General features: G+C 67.4%; 16 protein-coding genes and 1 tRNA gene. 9 read left to right on the forward strand and 8 right to left on the reverse strand.

Translation table 11 applies throughout. From position 1 onward, the window contains the following. Positions 1–9: 9 nt before the first annotated feature. Positions 10–834, reverse strand: a complete 825-nt coding sequence (locus ACYVLV_RS03735) for an undecaprenyl-diphosphate phosphatase (RefSeq protein WP_460807798.1) — start codon at positions 832–834, stop codon at positions 10–12. A 103-nt stretch (positions 835–937) separates the two neighbouring features. Between ACYVLV_RS03735 and ACYVLV_RS03740 the strand changes: the two genes are divergently transcribed. Both ACYVLV_RS03740 and ACYVLV_RS03745 read left to right on the forward strand, forming a co-directional pair. Beyond that, on the forward strand, positions 938–1,891 hold the full coding sequence (locus ACYVLV_RS03740) for an aldo/keto reductase (RefSeq protein ID WP_460807800.1): 954 nt from the start codon (positions 938–940) through the stop codon (positions 1,889–1,891). Then, positions 1,888–2,127, forward strand: coding sequence for a DUF5703 family protein (locus tag ACYVLV_RS03745; protein ID WP_460807802.1), 240 nt, complete (start codon positions 1,888–1,890; stop codon positions 2,125–2,127). The genes ACYVLV_RS03740 and ACYVLV_RS03745 overlap by 4 nt, the downstream gene beginning before the upstream one ends. A gap of 19 nt (positions 2,128–2,146) precedes the next feature. Here the strand turns inward: ACYVLV_RS03745 and ACYVLV_RS03750 are convergent, their stop codons facing one another. After that, the gene (locus tag ACYVLV_RS03750; protein WP_460807931.1) at positions 2,147–3,493 is read right to left on the reverse strand and encodes a M20/M25/M40 family metallo-hydrolase; all 1,347 of its coding nucleotides are present in this window, start codon (positions 3,491–3,493) and stop codon (positions 2,147–2,149) included. A gap of 91 nt (positions 3,494–3,584) precedes the next feature. Here ACYVLV_RS03750 and ACYVLV_RS03755 point away from each other — a divergent pair. Then, a tRNA-Leu gene (locus ACYVLV_RS03755) sits at positions 3,585–3,671 on the forward strand. A 90-nt stretch (positions 3,672–3,761) separates the two neighbouring features. Next, positions 3,762–4,691, forward strand: coding sequence for a DUF4262 domain-containing protein (locus tag ACYVLV_RS03760; protein ID WP_460807803.1), 930 nt, complete (start codon positions 3,762–3,764; stop codon positions 4,689–4,691). Positions 4,692–4,723: 32 nt separating this feature from the next. Here ACYVLV_RS03760 and ACYVLV_RS03765 read toward each other — a convergent pair whose 3' ends face one another. Both ACYVLV_RS03765 and ACYVLV_RS03770 read right to left on the reverse strand, forming a co-directional pair. Further along, positions 4,724–5,443, reverse strand: a complete 720-nt coding sequence (locus ACYVLV_RS03765) for a GAF domain-containing protein (protein ID WP_460807804.1) — start codon at positions 5,441–5,443, stop codon at positions 4,724–4,726. Between the two features lie 31 nt (positions 5,444–5,474). Further along, positions 5,475–6,179, reverse strand: a complete 705-nt coding sequence (locus tag ACYVLV_RS03770; protein ID WP_460807805.1) for a GAF and ANTAR domain-containing protein — start codon at positions 6,177–6,179, stop codon at positions 5,475–5,477. A gap of 316 nt (positions 6,180–6,495) precedes the next feature. Here ACYVLV_RS03770 and ACYVLV_RS03775 point away from each other — a divergent pair, with 316 nt between their 5' ends. The 3 genes from ACYVLV_RS03775 to katG all read left to right on the forward strand — a co-directional run bounded on the left by ACYVLV_RS03775 (position 6,496) and on the right by katG (position 9,733). Next, positions 6,496–6,981 carry a response regulator gene (locus tag ACYVLV_RS03775; RefSeq protein WP_460807806.1) on the forward strand — a complete coding sequence of 162 codons (486 nt, stop codon included), beginning with the start codon at positions 6,496–6,498 and terminating at the stop codon, positions 6,979–6,981. A 49-nt stretch (positions 6,982–7,030) separates the two neighbouring features. Next, the gene (locus tag ACYVLV_RS03780) at positions 7,031–7,459 is read left to right on the forward strand and encodes a Fur family transcriptional regulator (RefSeq protein WP_460807807.1); all 429 of its coding nucleotides are present in this window, start codon (positions 7,031–7,033) and stop codon (positions 7,457–7,459) included. 93 nt (positions 7,460–7,552) lie between these two features. Continuing rightward, positions 7,553–9,733 carry a catalase/peroxidase HPI gene (gene katG / locus ACYVLV_RS03785; RefSeq protein WP_460807932.1) on the forward strand — a complete coding sequence of 727 codons (2,181 nt, stop codon included), beginning with the start codon at positions 7,553–7,555 and terminating at the stop codon, positions 9,731–9,733. A gap of 61 nt (positions 9,734–9,794) precedes the next feature. Here the strand turns inward: katG and ACYVLV_RS03790 are convergent, their stop codons facing one another. Beyond that, positions 9,795–10,382, reverse strand: coding sequence for a vitamin K epoxide reductase family protein (locus tag ACYVLV_RS03790; RefSeq protein WP_460807810.1), 588 nt, complete (start codon positions 10,380–10,382; stop codon positions 9,795–9,797). Continuing rightward, a complete protein-coding gene (locus tag ACYVLV_RS03795; protein WP_460807811.1) occupies positions 10,379–11,173 on the reverse strand; it encodes a DsbA family protein in 795 nt (264 codons plus the stop codon). The genes ACYVLV_RS03790 and ACYVLV_RS03795 overlap by 4 nt, the downstream gene beginning before the upstream one ends. A gap of 96 nt (positions 11,174–11,269) precedes the next feature. On the opposite strand from ACYVLV_RS03795, the gene ACYVLV_RS03800 reads away from it, so the two are divergent. Next, the gene (locus ACYVLV_RS03800; RefSeq protein WP_460807813.1) at positions 11,270–11,893 is read left to right on the forward strand and encodes a cysteine hydrolase family protein; all 624 of its coding nucleotides are present in this window, start codon (positions 11,270–11,272) and stop codon (positions 11,891–11,893) included. On the opposite strand, the gene ACYVLV_RS03805 is transcribed toward ACYVLV_RS03800, so the two are convergent. After that, entirely contained in the window at positions 11,890–12,387 is a 498-nt protein-coding gene (locus ACYVLV_RS03805) for a hypothetical protein (RefSeq protein ID WP_460807815.1), read from the reverse strand. The genes ACYVLV_RS03800 and ACYVLV_RS03805 overlap by 4 nt on opposite strands. 150 nt (positions 12,388–12,537) lie before the next feature. Between ACYVLV_RS03805 and ACYVLV_RS03810 the strand changes: the two genes are divergently transcribed. After that, positions 12,538–13,113, forward strand: coding sequence for a LysR family substrate-binding domain-containing protein (locus tag ACYVLV_RS03810; RefSeq protein WP_460807816.1), 576 nt, complete (start codon positions 12,538–12,540; stop codon positions 13,111–13,113). 3 nt (positions 13,114–13,116) lie between these two features. Here ACYVLV_RS03810 and ACYVLV_RS03815 read toward each other — a convergent pair whose 3' ends face one another. Next, positions 13,117–14,553 (reverse strand): GuaB1 family IMP dehydrogenase-related protein, encoded by a 1,437-nt coding sequence (locus ACYVLV_RS03815; protein WP_460807817.1) that lies wholly within the window; start codon positions 14,551–14,553, stop codon positions 13,117–13,119. Between the last annotated feature and the right edge of the window lies 1 nt (position 14,554).

Genomic DNA, 14,554 nt, shown 5'->3' on the forward strand with positions numbered 1-14,554 from the left:
GAACCCGGGTCAGGCGACCAGGACGCCGCTGGCGACCAGGATCAGCACGGTCGCGCCGAGGACGACCCTGTAGAGCACGAACGGGGTGTAGGAGTTGTTCGAGACGTAGCGCAGCAGCCAGGCGATGGCGGCGTACCCCACGGCGAAGGAGACGATGGTGGCCACGATGGTCGGGCCCCAGCCGTAGGTGTTCTCCCCGTTGGGGATCTCCTTGAGCTCGAAGAGGCCGGCGCCGATCACGGCGGGGATGGCCAGCAGGAACGCGTACCGCGTCGCGGCCTCACGTTCGAAGCCGAGGAAACGTCCCATCGAGAGCGTCGCCCCTGAGCGGGAAACCCCGGGGATGAGAGCCAGGGCCTGTGCCCCGCCCATCAGCAGGGCGTCCTTGAGTTCGATCTGCTTGATGGTCCGGTCGGTCTTCCCGGTGCGGTCGGCGATCCCGAGGATGATTCCGAACACGATCAGCGTGGTCCCGATGATCCACAGCGATCGGAAGTCCTGCTCGATGACGTCCTTCAGCGCGATGCCGAGGATCACGATCGGCAGGGAGCCCAGGATGATGAACCAGCCCATCCGGGCGTCGATGTGGCCGCGGAACTCCGGCTTGACCAGCGACTTCATCCACATCGAGGCGATCCGCCAGATGTCCTTGCGGAAGAAGATCAGGACGGCCAGTTCGGTGCCGATCTGGATGACCGCGGTGAACGCGGCGCCGGGGTCACCCCATCCGAACAACTCCGGGAAGATCCGGAGGTGCGCGCTGCTGGAGATGGGGAGGAACTCGGTGAGCCCCTGGATCGTGCCGAGCACCACGGCCTGCAGAAAGTCCCACACGGCGAGGAATCCTAGGGGCAAGGAGGTCGAACATGATGATCGGCACGCCCGTTTCGGCGCGCCCCTCCCTGTGAGGTGCGGGGGGCTTCGCTAACTTGTCGACATGCAGCGACGCTCCCTGGGCCACACCGGTCTGAAGGTCTCCCGGCTCGGACTCGGCACGATGACCTGGGGTCGGGACACCGACGAACACGAGGCCCGCGACCAACTCGTCGCGTTCACCGAGGCCGGCGGCACCCTGATCGACACCGCCGCCGGGTACGCCGACGGCGACTCCGAGAGCCTGCTGGGCTCCCTGATCGGGGACGTCGTCGCCCGGGACGACATCGTCCTGGCGACCAAGGCCGGCATCTCACGACGATCCGGTGAGCGCGTGATCAACACGGCCAGGGGGTCGCTCCTGACCACCCTGGACGCCTCCCTGAAGCGCCTGGGCGTGGACCACGTCGACCTGTGGCAGGTGCACGTGTGGAGCGACGAGACCCCGATCGAGGAGACGCTCCACGCCCTCGATCTGGCCGTCAGTAGCGGGCGGGCGTCGTACGTCGGGGTGTCGAACTACACCGGCTGGCAGACGGCCCAGGCCGCGACCTGGCAGCGCGCGGCGCCGGGACGGATTCCGCTCGCGTCCACCCAGGTCGAGTACTCCCTGCTCAACCGGCACATCGAGCACGAGGTGATCGACGCCAGCGCGGCGCTGGGTCTGGGTGTGCTGCCCTGGTCGCCGCTGGGTCGCGGGGTGCTCACCGGGAAGTACCGCACCGGGACGCCCTCGGACTCCCGGGGAGCGTCCCCGGTCTACTCAGGGTTCGTCGGGGGCTACCTGAACGATTCCTCGCGTCGGATCGTCGAATCCGTGGCACGGGCCGCCGACGGTCTGGGGTGGTCCCTGCTGGAGGTGGCCCTGGTGTGGGTTCGGGACCGTCCCGGCGTCACCGCCCCCATCGTGGGTGCCCGCACCGCCGCGCATCTCCGTGGCGCCCTCGGGATCGAGGACAAGACTCTGCCGAGCGAGATCATCAGCGCCCTCGACGACGTCTCGGAGACGGCTCGGTGACGCGCTCACCCAGCCACCCGAAGGGCCGTCCGCTCGGTCCGGGCGTCGAGTGGGAGTTCGACAAGATGACCTTCGACCGCAGTTTCTCGCGCAACATGGTGCGCAAGATGTTGGTCGAACGCGCCGAACACGGCGGCTGGGAACTCGCTCAGGTGGCGCTGAGCCCCGACGGGACCCGCCGCGTCACGCTGCGCCGCAGGATCATCCGACAGCGCGCGACGCTGTGGGCCTCCTGACCCTCGCCTCAGCTGCGCCTCAGACGTCGTCGAGGAACCGGTCGAAGACGCGCGCTCCGAACTCGAGTGCGTCGACGGGCACCCGCTCGTCGACCCCGTGGAACAGCGCGGTGAAGTCCAGGTCGGCCGGCAACCGCAGGGGCGCGAAGCCGTAGGAGCGCATCCCGAGCTTCCGGAAGTGCTTGGCGTCGGTTCCGCCGCTCATGAGGTACGGCGCCACCTTGGCCCCGGGGTCCTCGGCGAGGAGCGACCTGGTCATCGCGTCGACCAGGGCACCGTCGTACGGCGTCTCCCAGGAGGGCTGCTTGGAGACGTAGTCGATCTGGATGGTCTCGCCGCACAGCTCGGCGAGCGTGTCGAAGAACTCGTCCTCGAAGCCCGGCAAGAAGCGGCCATCCACGTGGGCGGACGCCTCGGTGGGGATGACATTCACCTTGTAGCCGGCGTTGAGCATCGTGGGGTTCGTGGTGTTGCGGATGACCGCCCCCAGCATCCGTGCCGCGCCCCCGAACTCCTGGACCAGGTCCTCCGCGTTCTCGGGGGTGGCCTCGGTCCCTGCCATCTCGGCGACACTCGCCAGGAGGGTCTTCATCGCAGGGGTCAAACGGACGGGCCATTCGTAGGCGCCGATCCGGGCGACGGCAGCGGCTAGTTCGGTGACGGCGTTGTCGCGGTTGATCATCGACCCGTGGCCGGCACGGCCGCGAGCGGTCAGGCGCATCCACGCCATCCCCTTCTCGGCGGCCTCGATGAGGTAGAGCCGTTGCCCGCGGATCGTCGTACTGAATCCCCCGACCTCGCCCACGGCCTCGGTGACCCCGTCGAACTCCTCGGTGTGGTCCTCGACGAGTACCTGGGCACCCTTGTGCCCACCGGCCTCCTCGTCGGCGGTGAAGGCCAACACGATGGGTCGCTCGGGAACACGCCCGGTGCGCTGGCGGTCACGGACCACGGAGAGCAACATCGCGTCGAAGTCCTTCATGTCCACCGCACCACGGCCCCAGACGTAACCGTCCTGGACCTCTCCGGCGAACGGGTCGACCTTCCAGTCCTCCTTCGCGGCGGGTACGACGTCGAGGTGGCCGTGCAACAGCAGGGCATCCTGGCGGCCGGACGAGTTGGACGAGCCGGACGAGGCCCCCCCGCCCCAATGGGCCACGACCGAGGTGCGGCCCTTCTCGGCCTCGTAGAGGCGCGCCTCGATGCCCACCTCCTCGAGCTTCTCCGCGACGTACTCCGCCGCGAGTCGCTCCCCCGGGCCCTCCTGGTCCCCGTAGTTGCTGGTGTCGATCCGGATGAGTTCCCGGCACAGATCGACGACCTCGGAGGCGGGGTCGGACGGCGTTCGGTGGGCGTCGTGGTCCATGTCGCCCATCGTGCCACCGATCCACGAAACGGCCACCGGACTCCCCGATGCAACCCTTCGGTCGGTGCTTTGCTAATCTCAGCCCGCACTCGTCCGGGTGGCGGAATTGGTAGACGCGCTAGCTTGAGGTGCTAGTGCCCCATTAGCGGGCGTGGGGGTTCAAGTCCCCCCTCGGACACGATAGGGCCCCGCTCACGCGGGGCCCTTCGTTCATTTGCGACGCAGTGGTCGCAAGCGACTGTCGGTGCGCCGAGGCACGCTGACTCTCATGAACCAAAACCACTCCGCCGACCAGCCCACCACCTGCGCCACGCAGTGGATGGGACCGCTCCCCGCATCCTCCGGGTGCGACTGTCACATCTGCCGTCCAGGAGACGGCTACGACGACTTCGATCGCGCCACCATCGACACCGTGTTGCGCCACGGTTGGCAGGTCGTGACGGTCTCGGAGGATGTTGCTTGTTGCGTCCAGGGCGAGGAAGGCCACATCGGACATGAGGAACTCGACCCGGGTCCGGCCTTCGCCTACACCGTCGGCCTGGGGCATCGTGCCGGACACCCAGACCTCTTGATGACCGGACTCGACCTCGGCGTGATGCACCAGGCTCTCAACGTTGTCTCCGAGCGCATCCTGGCCGGACTTCGGATAGTTCCTGGTCAGGTGTTGGAGGACGTGCTTGCCGGTGTCCCGGTCGTCGTCGAGCAGGTCACTCCGGCCGGCGCGTCCGAGGCCGTGGCCTGGTCCGGGTGGTTCCACCGACGGCCACCCGAAGGACTGATGCTGGTGTGGCCGACCAGATCAGGCGTCTTCGACTGGCAACCCGGAGCACCGAACACGCTGCGAGAGGCTCAACCAGCGCTCTGGCGCGAGCCCATCGTGCACACGGGTGGCGTGGCCAGCGACCCACCATGGTCCTTCCCGCTTCCAGCGGACCAGTTGGTCACATCCTGCACCCATGTCGTTGATCGTGGGGACTGCATCCTGTGGGCCGCCCGTGAACGCGACGAGGCTGGCGGCCGATGGACGGTTCTGTGCGAGGACGCAGGGCACGAGTCGACGGACCTGCGCCTTACCCATCTTGCTCACCTGGTGCGGTCCGCCCCTAGTTTGCGCGAGCTCGACTCGTTGCCCGAGGACTACCAGGCTTCGCGAGCCGACATTGATTCGGCCTGGGATATCAGCCCGTGGCCTGAATAGTTCGATCGGTCGGCCTCGGCCAGGTGCGACCGTCAGGTCGTCGGGTCGAACTCCTGGACGTCACCGGCGAGCACCTGCTGGGCGACCTCGGCCAGTCGGATCCCGTTGGCGCGAGCACGCGCTCGGAGCAGTTCGAAGGCCTCGTCCACAGTGATCTTCATCAGCTGCGCAACGGTCCCCTTGGCCTGCTCGATCAGGATGCGGCTGTTCAGGGCGCCCTGCAGTTGCTCGGTCAGAGCCTCGGCACGAGACACACTGCGCTCTTGGAGAATGGCGATGGTGGCCACGTCGGCGAGCGCCTGCACGAGCCGAAGGTCTCCTTCGTCGAACTCCTCCAGTTGCTCACCGAAGAGGTTCAACGCTCCGATGGTCTGGTTGCGCAGCCGCATGGGGAACGCGTGAACCGACCGAAACCCGGCCGCGAGGGCGTGGGGGGTGAACACCGGCCACAGGGCCTCGGCTGCCTCCAGATCGGCGTTGACCACCCGCACCCCGGTTCTGAAACAGTCGAGGCAGGGGCCGTCGTTGACCCGGATCTGGTGGAGCTCGACCACTCGCGCCATCTCCGTGGTGGCCGCCATGAGTTGCAGATTGCCGCGTTGATCCGCCAACAGCAGCCCCACGGCCGCAGCGCCACTGATCTCGGCGACGTACTCGGACAGCGTGTGCAGGAAGTCCACGATGTCGAATGCGTCCACGAGTGTGTCGGCGACGTCGACGAACAGGTCGGAGAGCCGGTCGCTGGAGATCATTCTTTTCCTCGTTTCAAAGTGCTGATAGTCATCATCCTCCGTCGGTCAAGCCAGCACCGGGCAGGCGCACCCTGCCGGCAACGATGTCGTCCGCGAGATCGGACAGTTCTCGGCCGCTACCGAAGGCATGGGCGCGGATTCGCAGCAGCGCCTCGGCTAGGGACACTTCGTGATCGACCATGACACGCCCCTGCGCTTGGTAGACCGAAGCCGGTAGGTCCCCCGCGACCAGTGTCGCCAGACCCTCGGAGCCCTGGTCGTCGGCAGCGCCGCCGCCCCCCTGACCCATCGACACCGTGTCGAGGAGGATCTCGATAGCGAGGTCGACGAGCACGAGCGCGCTGCCGATCTGCCGGGGGGCGTACGTCGTCGGCCGGTTGTTGTAGAACGACAGGACACCGAGGCGGATCGCTCCGAGACCGAGCGGGTAGGAGTGGACCGATACCACTCCCCTCTCCCGGGTGGTCGTTGTGTACCCCGGCCAGCGGCCGAAGCACGTGGCGAGGTCCGAGACCAGGACCGGTCGGCCCAGTCGGTGGGCCTCTCGTGCCGGGCCTTCCCCATGGGCGAAGTGCAGAGCCTCGACGGATTTTGCGGACTCGTGGGAGGCCGCAGCCACCGCCATAGGCACCGAACCGTCGGGTCCCTCGGTCATCAGGCTCACCGCCGCACCCCAGATCGCCAACTCTTCAACGGCGACGAGACAGAGCCGATCGAGGAGGGCGTGGACCCCCATGGGAGTCGAGGACCCGCGGACCAAGGGACGCAGACGCTCATGCGCGTCCCTGCCGCCCCAACTGGTCCCGTTCGACGTGATGGAGAACCCCTCGCTCGACCTCTGGAACGCGACGGACACTCCATAGCGGGCCGCCCTAAGTCCAATCGCTGGGGCAGCAACATGCACGCTACTCCTCAGACAGCGCGCCTGAGGTCGTACTGGTCAGAAGCTGCCTGCCGCGGCTAAAGTGTGACGCGCATCCCTGGCACTGCCCCGGACCCCGGCGGAGCCGACTCATCTCGGAATTGTGTGCACCTGACGATAGGGGTCCCCCATGCACAGCACTGCTCCGCTTCGCGTCTACCTGTTGGACCCGTTTGCCACCTCGAGAAGGGCTTGGCGACGCAGGTTCGCGGCCGCCGGCGACATCGAAGTGGTCGGAGAATCCGACTCGGCGGTCAAGGCCCTGGAGCCCGTGAGAACCCTGCGTCCCGACGTCGCGATCTTGAGTTCTGATCTTCCCGACGGCTCTGGGTTCTCGGCTTGTCGCATCATGCTCGCCGACACTCCCGGTCTAGCCACCCTCCTCATCGCCAGCGACGAGAACGGCCGCACCAGGGCCGATGCCTATCGCGCGGGTGCTAGCGGGTGCGTCCTGGTCAGCGCGGGAGATGACTACCTGCTGTACGCCGTCCGACGGGCCGCCGCCGGCCACTCGCTCTACGGGGATCAGGAACCCAGCCGCCCACAGGATGCGGCACCGGTCGTTGCGGTGCAGAGGTCGAGTTCCAGCATCGCTCGGCGGCCCTGGCCCCGATAACCCAGGCGCTTGTCTTGACTCATTCCAGAAACGTGTCAGAGTTGGGGTGATGCCGCCCGACAATGCGTTCGAAGATCTGCTCCGCGGAGCGGAGCTTCGCGTCACGCGCCCGCGCGTCGCCGTTCTCGAGGCCGTCTACGAGCGTCCGCACGCGGACACCGAAGCGATCATCACCTCCGTCCGGACGAACATCGGCGAGGTCTCTCACCAAGCGGTGTACGACGTCCTGCGTGCCCTCACTGCGGCCGGCCTCGTCCGGCGCATCCAGCCCTCGGGCTCCACGGCTCGCTACGAGGCGCGCGTCGGCGACAACCACCACCACGTCGTATGCCGTGACTGCGGTGCCATCGCCGACGTGGACTGCGCCGTCGCCCACACCCCGTGTCTGACCGCCTCCGACGACAACGGCTACACCATCGACGAGGCCGAGGTCATCTACTGGGGACACTGCCCCACCTGCACCACCGCGACGACCTGACCGACACGACTTGAGAGCTTTTCGTCACCCACCCACCGCACCATCCCCGAAAGGATCCACGTGACTGAGAACCACGAGACCCGCGAGAAGCGCATGAACGAGGGCAGCGACGAGTCGCAGTGCCCCGTCTCGCCTAACTACAAGCACCCCACCGGTGGTGGCGGCAACCGCGACTGGTGGCAGAACCGGCTGAATCTGAAGATCCTTCAGCACAACTCACCCCAGGCCGACCCGATGGGCGACGACTTCGACTACGCCGAGGAGTTCAAGTCCCTCGACCTGGCCGCGGTGAAGGCCGACCTCACCGCCTTGATGACCGACTCCCAGGACTGGTGGCCGGCCGACTTCGGTCACTACGGCGGCTTCTTCATCCGGATGGCCTGGCACAGCGCGGGCACCTACCGGATCCAGGACGGTCGTGGCGGTGCGGGCGCCGGCATGCAGCGCTTCGCCCCCCTCAACTCCTGGCCCGACAACGGCAACCTGGACAAGGCCCGCCGCCTGCTGTGGCCGATCAAGCAGAAGTACGGCCGCACGATCTCGTGGGCCGATCTGATCGTTCTGACCGGCAATGTGGCGCTGGAGTCGATGGGCTTCGACACCTTCGGCTTCGCCGGTGGGCGGGCCGACGTGTGGGAGGCCGACGAGGACGTCTACTGGGGTCCCGAGACCACGTGGCTCGGTGATGAGCGGTACTCCGGTGACCGCGACCTCGAGAACCCGCTGGCCGCAGTCCAGATGGGTCTGATCTACGTCAACCCCGAGGGCCCCAACGGGGAGCCCGACCCCCTCGCCGCGGCTCGCGACATCCGCGAGACGTTCAAGCGGATGGCCATGAACGACGAGGAGACCGTGGCGCTCATCGCTGGCGGACACACCTTCGGCAAGACCCACGGTGCCGCGGACCCCGAGCCGTACGTCGGCGCCGAGCCCGAGGGCGCCCCGTTGGAAGAGATGGGCCTGGGCTGGAAGCAGGGCTATCAGTCCGGCAAGGGTGAGCACGCGATCACCAGCGGCCTGGAGGTCACGTGGACCCAGGAGCCGACGAAGTGGACCAACCTCTACTTCGAGAACCTCTTCGGTTTCGAGTGGGAGCTGACCAAGAGCCCCGCCGGTGCCCACCAGTGGCAGCCCAAGGACGGTGCCGGTGCCGACCAGGTCCCCGGCCCCGCCCCGGACTCCGCCCGCCGTGTCCCCACGATGCTGACCACGGACTTGTCCCTGCGGTTCGATCCCGTTTATGAGGAGATCTCCCGGCGATTCTTGGAGAACCCCGACCAGTTCGCGGACGCCTTCGCCCGCGCCTGGTTCAAGCTGACCCACCGTGACATGGGGCCCATCGAGCTCTACCTCGGGCCCGAGGTGCCGCAGGAGACGCTGGTGTGGCAGGACCCCGTCCCCGCGGTGGACCACCCGCTGGTCGGCGAGGCGGAGATCGCCTCGATCAAGGAGCAGCTGGCCCAGTCCGGGCTGTCGGTCTCCCAGTTGGTCACCACCGCCTGGGCCTCGGCTGCCTCCTTCCGAGGCAGCGACAAGCGCGGCGGCGCCAACGGGGCCCGCCTGCGTCTCGAGCCGATGAGTGGCTGGCAGGTCAACAACCCCGACGAGCTCGCGACGGTGTTGCGCACCCTCGAGGAGGTCCGGTCCGCCGCGGCGGCCCCGATCTCCATGGCCGACCTGATCGTGCTCGGTGGCTGTGCCGGCGTCGAAATGGCCGCCAAGGCGGCCGGTCACGACGTACAGGTGCCGTTCACCCCCGGCCGCACCGACGCCACCCAGGAGCAGACCGACATCGAGTCGTTCGCCGCGCTGGAGCCTTCGGCCGAGGGCTTCCGCAACTACCTCGGTAAGGGACAGCGGCTTCCGGCCGAGTACTCCCTGGTCGACCGGGCGAACCTGCTGACCCTGACGGCTCCCGAGATGACCGTTCTGGTCGGAGGCCTGCGGGTGCTCGGCGCCAACGCCGACAATTCCGACCTGGGCGTCCTCACCTCGGCGCCCGAGACCCTGACCAACGACTTCTTCGTGAACCTGCTCGACATGGGGATCACCTGGAAGCCCACCGATGAGACCCAGGAGACGTTCGAGGCCCGCGACGACTCCGGTGCGGTGAAGTGGACCGGTTCGCGGGTGGACCTCGTGTTCGGATCCAACTCCGAACTGCGTGCCCTGGCCGAGGTCTACGCCTCGGACGACGCCCAGGCGAAGTTCGTCACCGACTTCGTGGCGGCCTGGGACAAGGTCATGATGTTGGACCGGTTCGACCTGAACTGATCCACCTGACGCAACAAACGCCCCGAAGGTGTCCGACCGACACCTTCGGGGCGTTGTGCGTTCAGAGCAGCGTGCTCCAGTAGTCCCAGAACTGCACGAGAATCGCCACCACGAAGGCGAGGTACCAGAACAGCAGCACCAGGAACCGGACCGACCACACCGCCTGCGCCACTCGGCGTACCGCGGGCACCTGTCGGGCGTACAGCAGCAGGCTCCACAGGAAGATCGGCAGCGTCACGGTCCACACGACCATGCACCAGGGACACAGCGCCCCGATCCGGTACAGGCTCTGGAAGGCGAGCCAGTGCACGAACACGACACCCAACGCCGACCCGACCGCCAGGCCACCCAGAACCCACCGCGGCATCGGCACGCGGGCAGTGATCAGCACGCCCAGGGCGATGACCACCGAGAACGCCATCACCCCCAGAAGTGGATTGGGGAACCCGAAGGCCGAGGCCTGGTCCTCGACCATCACTGATCCGCACGACAACACCGGGTTGAAGTTGCACGACGGCTGAAACGAGGGGTCCTCCAGGATGCGGTACTTGTCGACCGCCAGCGTGAAGGACGCCGCCAGCCCCGGGAGGCCCAGGACGACCAGGAACGCCCCGAACGCGCGACCCACGACGGGACTGGGGTCGTTCACGAGGCCAGGGCCTCCTCGACGGTGGCCACGAGGTCCTGCGCCTCGATCTTCTCGCCGTTCACGTAGACAGTCGGAGTGCCGGAGAAGTCTTCGTTCAGAACCTTCTGGGTCGTGGCCTGCACCCAGTCGCCATAGGTGTCGTCCTCGATACAGGTGAACATCTCGGCCTCGTCAGCCCCGGCCTCGCCTGCGATGGCCGCCAACTCGGCGTCGGTCAGGCCGGCACCACCCTCCGCAGGTTGACCGTCGAACATCAACCCGTGCCAGGTGAGCCAGGTTTCAGTGCCCTGATCCATCATGCAGGCCGAGGCGTTCAGCGCTCGGCTGGAGTAGTCGGTGGAGGACGCGTTGTCCAAGAAGGCGATCGACCGGTACTCCAACCGCACCTCGTCCCCCGCGGCGTACTCATCGAGTTGGTCGCCCACGATGGACTCGAACTGTTGACAGGCTGGGCACTGAAAGTCCTCGACGATGGTCACCGTGAGGTCCGCATCGGGGTTGCCGACCACGAACGAGCCGTCCGCTGTGGCCTGCTCGGGACCGTCGGCCGCCGAGGGGTCCGCGTCACCTCCGCGGTTGAGGAGAACCACGATCGTCACCACGATGACGACGAAGACCACCGCTACGCCGATGCCGCCCTGGATCATCGCCTTGCGCGCCTGCTTCTTCTTCTTCATCTTCAGCGCGACGGCAGCGGCCTCTTGCCGGGCGGCGGACCGCTCCGACCCGGAGCCGGGCCCGGGCGTGGACGGGGTGTGCTGCACGGGACGCTTCTTGTTGCTCTTGGCCATGGGGTGATGAACCTCGACGATCGGGGACGAGCGGGCGCTCGGAGCCTAGCGCCGAGTGCTGAATGGATGCTGAGGCCTCGTGTCAGACTGCGGAGCATGCCTGCAGCCACCGAGCCCCGAGCCCTCATCGAGGGACGCCCTGCCCTGGTCGTCATCGACATCCAGAAGTCGACGTTCGTCCAGCAGGACCATCGCGCCATCGATCACATGCCCGACTACGCCGAGCGGATGGCGGACTCCAAGCAGGCCATCGATCAGGCGCGCGCATCGGGCATCCCGGTCATCTTCGTCCAGGAGGTCCACCGTCCGGATCTCATCGACTTCGGCCGGGAACTGGACGGAAGCGAGGACGTGCACTGCCTCGAGGACAACCCGAACACCGAGGTCGCGGTCGAGCAACTCGGTTTCCGTCCCGATGACATCCTGATCCGCAAGCGCCGCTACTCGGCGTTCTTCGGCACCGACTTCGAGATCATGCTCCGGGGCCTGAAGGTCGACACGCTCCTGTTGTGCGGCGGCCTGACCGATGTCTGCGTGCACTACACGTTCGCTGACGGCCATCAGAACGACTACTTCTGCCGGGTCATCGAGGACTGCGTCGCGGGCTCCGACCTGCAGGCCCATGAAGCCTCACTACGGGCCATGGAGTACCTGCAGACCGGTGCCCGACGATCGCTGCCCGAGGTCTTGTCCGCGATGAAGGAGTACGGCGCCAGTTAGGCGTTGCTCGCGGTGGCGTCGCTCTCTGCTGGTGCCTGATCGGAGCCGCCACCGTGACCGCCACGGCCTCCCCGGCGGGGGAACTCGCCGTTCTCGGCGCGCTCGAGGATGTCGTCGGCCTCAGCCTGGGTGAGGCGACCGTCCTCGACCGCCTGGGCGAGGCGGTCGGGCAACTCAGCGAGGCGAGCGGCCTGCTGTTCGTTGCGCATGTCCTCCTGCACCTGCTCCAGGGCGGCGGCGACCTCGTCGGTGTCCAGGCCGAGTTCCTCGGCCAGCTTCTCGGCCAGCTTCTCGGCGAAAGCGGTACCCCGGTCCGTGTCCCGCTCGGGCGACTCCGTCCCGTCGTCCTCGGCCGCGAGGAGTGTGGTGGATGACCGGTTGCTGGAGTTGCTCTCCTCGGCGCCAGCCATGGACGGCACGCCGAGGGTCAGGCCGAGTCCGACGCCGGCGATTCCTGCGGCGGCGGTGGCGAGTAGCGGCTTGTTCTTCCTCATGGTGACTCCTAAGTCGGGATTCGTGGGGATCACATCGGTCTTCGATGTCCTGCGTCTTCGACAATGACCGGTGAAACTGGCCACAACCTCGCCCTAGCCTGTGAATGCCCTGTCGATCCGGTTGCGTGCTCGGGGGGTAGGTTTCCTCAAGTGACCTTTCGCGTCGGCTTCGTCACCGGGGCCACTCCCGACAAATGGGCGCGCACCTGGCGTGATCGCCTGCCCCGCGCCCGACTCGAGCTCGTCCCGGTCACCGAGGACGAGCAGGAGGCGATGGTGCGTTCGGGAGAGTTGTCGATGGCCCTGGCCAGGCTCCCCGTGGATCGCACCGACCTGCACTGCATCACGTTGTACGACGAGGTGCCGGTCGTCGTGGCCGGTCACGAACACCTCATCACGGCAGTCGACGAAGTCTCCCTGGAGGACTTGGACGATGAACAACTCGTCCGACCGCATCGTTCGGGATGGACCCCGTCGGCACCGCAGCTCGACTGGCTCCCGATGTCCGAGGCGGACGCCATCGAGACCGTCTCGGCCGGCACCGGGGTCGTTCTGGTGCCGATGTCGATCGCTCGACTGCATCAACGTCGCGATGTCGCCTCCCGCCCGGTGGTGGACCTGCCGAGCACGAGCGTGGGTCTGATCTGGTTGATCGACAACGACGATCCGTTGGTCCAGACCTTCATCGGGATCGTGCGCGGTCGCTCCGAACGCAGCTCCCGCTAGGGCTCACCAGGAGGTGGCGAGCGGCCGCCCCTCGGTGAAGCCGGCGGTGGATTGGACTCCGATGACCGCGCGCTCGTGGAACTGAGCCAGGGATGTGGCCCCGGCGTACGTACAGGAAGAGCGGACCCCGGAGCAGATCTGGTCGATGAGGTCTTCCACACCTGGTCGAGCCGGATCCAGATACATCTTCGAGGAGGAGATGCCCTCCTCGTAGAGACCCTTGCGGGCCCGGTCGAAGGCCGATTCCGACGACGTCCGGTTCGCCACCGCCCGGGCCGAAGCCATTCCGAAGGAAACCTTGAACGGTCGACCGTCGGCGTCGTGCAGCAGGTCCCCCGGCGACTCGTGGGTGCCCGCGAACCAGGATCCGACCATCACCGAGGCCGCGCCGGCCGCGAGGGCCAAGGCAACATCGCGCGGGTGACGCACTCCCCCGTCGGCCCACACATTCGCCCCCATCTCCCGAGCCGCGGCGGCGCATTCGGCGACCGCAGAGAACTGGGGACGTCCCACGCCGGTCATCATGCGAGTCGTGCACATCGCTCCTGGACCCACCCCGACCTTCACGATGTCGGCCCCGGCCTCCACCAGTGCGCGGGTGCCCTCGACAGACACGACGTTGCCCGCCACCACCGGCACACCCGGATCCAAGGCACGTACGGCGCGCAGGGCTTCGAGCATCCGGTCCTGGTGACCGTGGGCGGTGTCGATGACCAGGGCGTCCACTCCGATCTCGAGCAGCGCTGCGGCCTTGCTCGCCACATCCCCGTTGACCCCGACCGCCGCGGCGATCCGCAGTCCGCCGCTGGCGTCGACGGCAGGACGGTAGACACTCGATCGCAGGGCACCGGTGGGCGTCATCACGCCGACCATCTGCCCGGACGCGTCGACGGCGATGCCGAGGTGCGCCCTGGCCTGGGTCAAGGACTCGTAGGCGTCGCGAGGATCGATGCCCGGGTCCATCGTCGGTCCCAGGGGGCTCATGACGTCGCCGACCTGGGCGAACCGATCCACCTCGTGACAGTCGGCCTCGGTGACGATGCCGAGCGGCCGACCCTCCTGAACCACCACCGCCGCCCGATGCGCCCGCTTGGGAATCAGGGACAGCGCCTCGGCGACCGTCTGGTGCGGGGAGAGCTCGATCGGGGTGTCGAACACCAGATCCCGTGACTTCACGTGACCCACGACATCACCGACCACATCAACGGGGATGTCCTGCGGAATCACCACCAGCCCGCCCCGCCTGGCGACCGTCTCGGCCATGCGCTTGCCGGCGATGGCCGTCATGTTGGCCACCACGATGGGCAGGGTGCATCCGGTCCCGTCGTCGGTGGTGAGGTCGACGTCGTACCGGCTGGCGACCGCCGAGTGCCGAGGCACCATGAAGACGTCGTCGTAGGTCAGGTCGTGGGCAGGCGTGTGGCCGTCTAGAAAGTGCACG

The organism is Nocardioides salsibiostraticola, from assembly GCF_054783655.1.

Bases quoted from the DNA above. Each gene is read 5' to 3' on its own strand.
- ACYVLV_RS03740 (WP_460807800.1), top strand. From the start codon at position 938: ATGCAGCGACGCTCCCTGGGCCACACCGGTCTGAAGGTCTCCCGGCTC.
- ACYVLV_RS03750 (WP_460807931.1), bottom strand. From the start codon at position 3,493: ATGGACCACGACGCCCACCGAACGCCGTCCGACCCCGCCTCCGAGGTC.
- ACYVLV_RS03760 (WP_460807803.1), top strand. From the start codon at position 3,762: ATGAACCAAAACCACTCCGCCGACCAGCCCACCACCTGCGCCACGCAG.
- ACYVLV_RS03765 (WP_460807804.1), bottom strand. From the start codon at position 5,443: ATGATCTCCAGCGACCGGCTCTCCGACCTGTTCGTCGACGTCGCCGAC.
- ACYVLV_RS03770 (WP_460807805.1), bottom strand. From the start codon at position 6,179: ATGGGGGTCCACGCCCTCCTCGATCGGCTCTGTCTCGTCGCCGTTGAA.
- ACYVLV_RS03775 (WP_460807806.1), top strand. From the start codon at position 6,496: ATGCACAGCACTGCTCCGCTTCGCGTCTACCTGTTGGACCCGTTTGCC.
- ACYVLV_RS03780 (WP_460807807.1), top strand. From the start codon at position 7,031: ATGCCGCCCGACAATGCGTTCGAAGATCTGCTCCGCGGAGCGGAGCTT.
- katG (WP_460807932.1), top strand. From the start codon at position 7,553: ATGAACGAGGGCAGCGACGAGTCGCAGTGCCCCGTCTCGCCTAACTAC.
- ACYVLV_RS03795 (WP_460807811.1), bottom strand. From the start codon at position 11,173: ATGGCCAAGAGCAACAAGAAGCGTCCCGTGCAGCACACCCCGTCCACG.
- ACYVLV_RS03800 (WP_460807813.1), top strand. From the start codon at position 11,270: ATGCCTGCAGCCACCGAGCCCCGAGCCCTCATCGAGGGACGCCCTGCC.
- ACYVLV_RS03805 (WP_460807815.1), bottom strand. From the start codon at position 12,387: ATGAGGAAGAACAAGCCGCTACTCGCCACCGCCGCCGCAGGAATCGCC.